The following is a 6,513-nucleotide window of genomic DNA, read 5'->3' as shown; positions in this document are numbered from 1 at the left end:
ACTGTTGGTATGTTCTGAAGTGTTGCGTGTGGGACGGCACGGAGACTTCAGATACCGCAACGGAAAAGTGCTTTTATGGTATCTTTCGCCGTTGCGTTTTGTTGTGGGTTTAGGTTTTATGTTCGTTCAGGTCAGCGCCGCCGCCGTGCCACGGGCGCTCCGGGGGGTTGCGCTGGTCGACAGCAACCACATGCCCAGGTACTGGGCCGCGGTCTGGCTGGTCATCGCGGGTGCGCAATGGGCAACGTCCACGCAGACCATGCGGCTGCGGTACATCGAGAACCTGTATGAGCATGCGGATCGGTCATTCAAAGCGAATGCGCTGGATGACGCGCTATCCGACCTTGACGATGCCCGGCTTGCGGACATTCTCGAGTCGTGGTTCGTGAGTCTGCGTAATCAGCCTGTTGCCACTCGCAGCAATGAGGACCGGTGGCAGACCGGACTGGCATTCGTGACATCGGTGGTCACATGGCTGTCGAAGTCGGCGGACGCGAAGATGCGACAGATCGAGGCGCGCATCCACCGACTATCAACGCTTTACCGTCAGCTTCACATTCGCCAAGGTGCCCGCAGCGAGACCGTTCGGTCGTTGCCCTCCAGCGTGGTCGAGAATCTCTATCAGATCCTGGATCCGGAATCGGATGCCAATCCCTTCCAGCGCGCGCACACCCGCTGGCGGGTCTTCATCGCCTTCGTGCTGATGCTGCATCAGGGTCTGCGCCGCGGCGAACTCTTGCTGCTGCCAGCAGACGCCATCAAGAGCAGCTATGACCGCGAACTTGGCCGGACAAGGTACTGGCTGAACGTCCGGCAAAACGAGTATGAAGAAGTTGGCAGCGACAGCCGTTACTCGAAACCCAGCATCAAAACGCTCCATTCGGTCAGGCAAATTCCCGTCAGCGACGCAACGGCGGGCCTGGTGCAGATCTATTGCGAAAATTACCGGGGCCGGCCTTCCCATTCGTTCATGTTAAGCGCCCAGACTGGCGGCCCTCTTTCCACAGAGTCGTTGACGAAGATCTTTACAACGATATCGAAAGCGTTGTCTACGGATGTGCTGCAGGAACTGCACGACCGCACCGGAAAGAAGTCGGTCACCTGCCACGACCTCCGGCACACCAGCGCCGTATTGCGGCTTCACCAGCTGCTGGAGCGAGGCGACTCGATGCCCGAAGCGCTGCAGAAACTGCGTACATTCTTCGGATGGTCGAAAGAGTCGGACATGCCGTCGCGCTATGCTAGGGCTGTCTTTGAAAGCCGACTCGCGAGCGTATGGAACGACGCATTCGACGATCGTGTGGCCTTGCTGCGCGCGCTGCCGCAGGGACGCTGATCATGCTGGAGGCCTTCCCATCCCGGCTTCGTGGGCAAGCCGAGCCATCGGTGCTCGAAAGCATGGTGGCGTCACTGCCGGAGCTACCGCCCGTTGTACGCTACTACGACGACTTCGACGACCAACTCCGCTCCATCCCGGCAGTCCGTCAGACAGATGTCTTCGGACTTCACATCAATGGTCGGATGTCCCGGCTCGACTTTGGCCGGTATCCTGCTGTCTACGGCGCTGTGCAGAAGCATCTACTGGTCTTCCTGTTGGGCGAAGACTTGCATATCTCGACCTGCTTCAATGTATTGATCGCAGCAATGCATCTCGATGTGCATGACGTCGACCGCGTTGTTGCAGCCGGCCCAACCCGCATATCAACGATATGGATGGCGCTGCGCGCCCGTCAGTTGCCGGTTCACGCCTATCGTTTCGTTAAGGCGGTTCTGCGGCTGCTATGCAGACATCGCCAGCACGGGTGGTCCGAGTCCTATCTGACCTATGTCAGCGCTGCCCTGCCCGGCCCCGCGTCGGACTCATATGCCGGTGTGCGGTCGGGCGATGTCTTCCTGAGTGCTGATGAAGAAGCCGTAATCGTTCGCTACCTGGACGAAACGTCGGACCTCGTGAGGGCCCGAGGCTGGTCAGGCATCGCGCACGACGAGCTTTGCGAGGCTGCGATGGTGCTCTGTTCCTATCAGTTCGCCATGCGCCCAATTCAGGTCGCGATGCTGACGATGCGTGATGTACGGGTCTGGCAGACAGAGCCCCGCGGCGAACCGGCCGTTCACCTCACGTTTCTCATGGTCAAGCAGCGGGGAAGGCTTCGAAAAAGGCCGATGGTCCGTCGTGTGAAACAGGAGTGGGCGGTGCTGTTCACGGCCCTGGTCGCCTATGCAGATTTGCAAGGTCGTGACGCGAGCGATCGCGTCTTCGACGTCAGTTCCAATCATGAGGCCGGCTCTCGCATCGCCCGCTGCATGGAACGCCTCATCGGGGACGGCGCTTGCGCGATGGACCTTCGTCATACGGCAGCCCAACGCCTCGTTGACGCTGGTGCAAGCCACGAAGAACTCGCCGAGTTCATGGGGCATTCCGATGTACGGACGGGGCTGGTGTACTTTGCGGCATCAGCCTCTCACGCGGAACGGGTCAACAGAGCACTCGGCGCGTCAGATATATACCGGCGGGTGGCAAAGATCGCGCACGATCGGTTCATCTCCCCGGAAGAACTCACCCAGCTCAAGGGAGAACAGCAGATCGCCGGCGTGCCTCACGGCATCCCGATCGCCGGCATCGGCGGCTGCACGTCGGGGCAACCAGCCTGCCCCTACAATCCGGTGACGTCGTGCTACGGGTGCAGGAAGTTTATGCCTTTGCACGACAAAACGATGCACGAGAGTGTGCTGGCCGCAATGCGTGAAGTGGTCTTGCTCTTCGAGCAGAGTTCTCGTGGTGATGCCCAATCGCCGGCCTACCTGCAACTGCAGCGCACGATCGCCGAAATACAGGCGGTCATCGACGAGTTGGAAGGCGAGCGCCGATGAACCCACACTACTCTGCCTTCATCGAGTTGGGCAAGGCACTCGTCCGTGAAAAGGGCCTGCACTGGGACATACCTCTGGACGAGGCAGGCACTGCTCGTGACGGTGTCGGCTGGAATCTGACGGCGGTTACCGGTGACGTGCCACCCCCAAACCACTACCTGCGAGATCTCGGCGCTGAGGCGAAGGCGCTGGCTATCGTCAATGCAGAGCGCGTCGAGCGTGGCCTGATGCCACTGCCCCGGCGAGCGCTGGCTGTCTCGTGGCAAGACCTGATTAAAGCAGCGGTGGCTGAACAGTTGCTGTTCAGGCGTAACACCACGCGGTATGTGGCACATAGCATCGCGCGTCCATTGCGGGTGCTCGCTACGTGCGTGGACAAGGCCCCGTGGCAGCTGACCGCCGACGATCTGCGTGCGGCTGTTCGTATTGCAACAGCATGTCAGGCGACCGGCAAACTGGGGGATCAGGTGGTCGGCATCGTCAAGACGGTGTTTGATGGTCAACACATTTGCGATGCGGGCCCATTGTACTCGTCGCTAGCTGTGCCGCGCATGCAAGTAAAAGGTACGAGCAAGGCAAAGCATACCTGGTCGCAGGATGAACTACGGGCCGACTTGGAGGCTCGCAAGCGCGGCGAACGCCTGCCTGAGCGCCGGGCGTTCTGGGAGCTGACCCGCATCGTGATGACCGAACGGCCACGCACGTTCATGGACGAGCTGCGATTCGCTGCAGTGCGCACTCTGATCGTGACCGGCATGCGTGCAGGGGAAGTTGCGTTGCTGCCGGCCGACTGGAAGCGTGAGCGGACGTATCTGGACTCGAAGGGTCGTCCAGCCGGTGAGTCCGGTGGCATCTCGACATCCTTGATGGTCCGCCACTTTGCGGAAAAGCAGCAGGACGCTGAAACGGACAGTCGCGTCCTGTTTGAAAGCGCTCAGCCGGTCCCGGAAATGTTCCGGGCGTTGCTGACAGAGACACTCGACCGTGTAGCCAAGCTCACAGAACCGCTCCGCGCGACGCTGAAACTGCAATGTGAGACGGAGCGACTATTGCCATGGTATCCGGTCGACAGTCTCGTACCTGTCATCGAGCTTTACACCCGTCTGGCAGGCAACCCGTTCTGGCTAGGCATTGAGCGAGATCCGTTCATAAAACGCTACCGCGATGGCCTCGATCCGTCAGTGTTTGATGAACTGTATGACCACCAGTGTGCGCTGTGGCGAAATGGCACACTGACCCTCGACATGTCTGTCTACGTGTTTGGGAATCGTCTGGTGAAGGCGATGCGTGAAGGCAAGACAAGCATGCGCTTCCGATACGCTAATGGCTCGCCGATCAGCCTTGTAAAGCGAATGGAGTGGCACGCTGCGTACTTGCACGTTGGCGAGCTCGAGGAGCATATGCGGTTCACGACGCCAACGAAGATATCCGACACCATGCGGCTTCCGCTGGCCACTGGGTTCGTTGGGCCCTGGGAGTTACTGTTCGTGCAGCCCAAACGGTCCGTGGCCGAGGAACGCGACGACGGGCTTTGCGATGTGACCCGCTACATGTCGGTCAACCGACCAGACCCTACGTTCATCGGACAGTCACTGGGTGACGCAAAGCAACTGCCGACGCTGTTTGAAAAGTACGGACAGACTGACGAAGACCGGGCCTTGAAGATCGAGGCACACATGCTGCGCCACATGCAGAACACCGAGCTGTTCCGGCTTGGCGTTGCCGACACGATCATCTCAAAGCGCTTCAACCGGCGCAGCGTTGCACAAAGCTATGAATACGACCATCGCAGCCTGGCGGAGGATCTTGACCAGATTGAAATTCCACAGGACGTCGAGATCCTCCTCGGCGAAAAAGCCGGCACGGTTGCCCGACTCATCAAGGGTGGCAAGGCAAGCGGTCCGATCGTCGATGCCTTCCGGCGCATCCAGAAAACGGAGGGCGACGCGGCCGCATACGAGTACCTGCGCGCCGAAGCGGACGGATTCCATGCCACCCCTTATGGGCACTGCCTGAACTCGTTCACGGTCGATCCGTGCGCCAAGCATCTGGAATGCTTTGCCGACTGTCGTCACCTCTCGGCCACTGACCTGCCGGAGCACAGGCGGAACCTGATCCGGCTCGAGGGTCAGCTCAAGCTCGCCGTGGAAACGATCAAGGCCCGCCCATCGATCAGCATTGGTTGGCAAAACCAGCTCGACCACGCGGAAAAACGGCTGACTGGCGTACAAGGGCTGCTCAAAACGCGGCCGGGCGACCGTCCCTTCCCCGACGGCATTGACCTCTCCTTGCCCCGACAACAGGGAATACTTGATGAATAAAGCCAATGAAGCGGCGTCGGCCGATGATGGGAAAATGCGCGAGATTCTTGAGCTGTTGCTGACCGACGACGAGGACATCTCGGCGCGCGCCGTCGCCCGGCTGCATCCGTCCATCAAGGCAGCGTCGTCGATCACCCGCAGCGAGTCACGCCGCAGGCTGCTTGCCGAGTATCAGCAGCGCCAAGCGGAATACCGGCGCTGGCGTGGCCGCGCTGCCAAGCGACCTGGCGCTGACATGGCCGCGACGCTTGCCGACAAGGACCTCAGGATTACGGAGCTTGAAGCCACCGTGCAATTGCTGACGGCTTCCCACCTCGCAATGCTACGTGCCGTTGGTGAGCTGGGCGGATTCAGCAAGTGGGCCAGATTCTACGAGCAGTATCGTGACGCCCGGGACAAGCTTGCAAAACTTGGCGCCCTACCCGAAGCGGCAATCGTCGCGATGCCTGAGAATCCTAAACGCCGGAACTAAGCGCGGCGACGCTGAATGCCATCCGGCGTGATACTGTCTGCATTGATGCTCGCAGCCACGAAATGGCTGCGGTTCCGCGGCGGAAGCCGTCTCTCTCCCGAAAGGAGCGTTCATGTCCTATTGCCCCTTCTTCCAGACCCTGCATGACGAAACCCGCCCTGTGGGCAACCTCGGCCGGGGAACACATTACTCCATCCTTCGGGCGCCGGTCTGGCATGACGAGCTTCTGAACCGGCTCGATCGCTGCGCATTCCTTGACCTCGCAGTCATCTGGGACGAGGACCATGACGATCGCGTGATCGACGCGCTCATGATGCTTTACGTCGGCGGCCTGCTCTCACCTGTGCGGTATATCGGGGAGCGCAAGGGTACGCTCTCTGTGTTGTTGGCTCCAAATGCAATGCGGACCTGGACCCCGAAGGCGCTGCAGCAGTATCGCGACGATATTGAGGATGTTTGCCAGTGCCTGGAAGATCCGTGGACGGCAAAAGTTGACTCCGTCGATGGGCGCGAGCACTCGATCATCCACAGTTCGGCCGAGAACGTCTCCATATATCTCCGCAACATCGACGTGCTGTGGGAACTGGGGGTCAAACCAAGGACGCGATAGTAGTCCCACGCCCAAGTGTGCAACGCGCAACACCGCAGCCGTCAGACTCCCGGCCTGGCGTGTCCTTCCGTTGCGCCTCCACACAAAGCTCAACGCAACGAAGACTGGTGCCACGGGCACGCAACACGTGCTAGCCAAAAAAGTGGGGGCCCTGTGGAAAATCCGTCCGTCTTCCGGCTGAAATACAACAAAATCTGAAAACCAAAACCAACGCAACACTAGGCCATAGGTGCCAAGAA

The 6,513-nt window shown here is 60.0% G+C and carries 5 protein-coding genes; all 5 read left to right on the top strand.

Annotation, left to right across the window (positions count from 1 at the left end):
- A partial coding sequence (locus tag D769_RS19310) for a tyrosine-type recombinase/integrase (RefSeq protein ID WP_241227887.1) occupies positions 1-1,336 on the top strand: 1,336 nt, incomplete at its 5' end.
- A 2-nt stretch (positions 1,337-1,338) separates the two neighbouring features.
- Entirely contained in the window at positions 1,339-2,871 is a 1,533-nt protein-coding gene (locus tag D769_RS19305) for a site-specific integrase (RefSeq protein ID WP_008648467.1), read from the top strand.
- Entirely contained in the window at positions 2,868-5,192 is a 2,325-nt protein-coding gene (locus D769_RS19300; protein ID WP_008648466.1) for a hypothetical protein, read from the top strand. Before D769_RS19305 ends, D769_RS19300 begins: the two co-directional genes overlap by 4 nt.
- Entirely contained in the window at positions 5,185-5,664 is a 480-nt protein-coding gene (locus tag D769_RS19295) for a hypothetical protein (protein ID WP_008648465.1), read from the top strand. The genes D769_RS19300 and D769_RS19295 overlap by 8 nt, the downstream gene beginning before the upstream one ends.
- A gap of 112 nt (positions 5,665-5,776) precedes the next feature.
- Complete coding sequence (locus D769_RS19290) at positions 5,777-6,274, top strand: hypothetical protein (protein WP_008648464.1); 498 nt, start codon at positions 5,777-5,779, stop codon at positions 6,272-6,274.
- Positions 6,275-6,513 lie beyond the last annotated feature (239 nt).

It is taken from the genome of Cupriavidus sp. HMR-1 (assembly GCF_000319775.1).
GTDB classification, from domain to species: domain Bacteria; phylum Pseudomonadota; class Gammaproteobacteria; order Burkholderiales; family Burkholderiaceae; genus Cupriavidus; species Cupriavidus metallidurans.
Note: the sequence above shows the minus strand (reverse complement) of the source record. Positions and strands in the feature narration are given on the sequence as shown.

What these genes read in the sequence shown, in the direction of transcription:
- D769_RS19305 (WP_008648467.1), top strand. Translation starts at nt 1,339, where the DNA reads ATGCTGGAGGCCTTCCCATCCCGGCTTCGTGGGCAAGCCGAGCCATCG.
- D769_RS19300 (WP_008648466.1), top strand. Translation starts at nt 2,868, where the DNA reads ATGAACCCACACTACTCTGCCTTCATCGAGTTGGGCAAGGCACTCGTC.
- D769_RS19295 (WP_008648465.1), top strand. Translation starts at nt 5,185, where the DNA reads ATGAATAAAGCCAATGAAGCGGCGTCGGCCGATGATGGGAAAATGCGC.
- D769_RS19290 (WP_008648464.1), top strand. Translation starts at nt 5,777, where the DNA reads ATGTCCTATTGCCCCTTCTTCCAGACCCTGCATGACGAAACCCGCCCT.